General features: G+C 64.5%; 1 protein-coding gene. It reads right to left on the bottom strand.

Features of this window, described 5'->3' with window-relative positions; genetic code table 11:
- Nucleotides 1-234 (bottom strand): DNA-binding protein (locus tag HKX41_13635; protein ID NNC25174.1); only part of this gene is annotated, 234 nt, incomplete at both ends.

Here is a 234-nt window from a genome sequence, read left to right as displayed (position 1 = left end):
TTTCGTCTTCGAGGAGCCCCGCTTGCTGAATCGCCGGTGACTCCGACTCCCACACCGTCGTCAGCGTCCCTTCAATGCACACCTCGCGTCGCGACACGCCCTCAAGCTTCCCGATTGGCACCATCGTCCCCGGGGCACCTTCGAGTTCTTCGAACACACTCACCGCTGCCGACAGCATGTCCTTGCCACCCAGCACTGCCTCGCTCAGCCGCCGACTGATCGCCGCTCGCGACC

The sequence above is a fragment of the Salifodinibacter halophilus genome, assembly GCA_012999515.1.
GTDB classification, from domain to species: domain Bacteria; phylum Pseudomonadota; class Gammaproteobacteria; order Nevskiales; family Salinisphaeraceae; genus Salifodinibacter; species Salifodinibacter halophilus.
The sequence above is the reverse complement of the archived record's forward strand: the minus strand, read 5'-3'. Positions and strand labels throughout refer to the sequence as shown.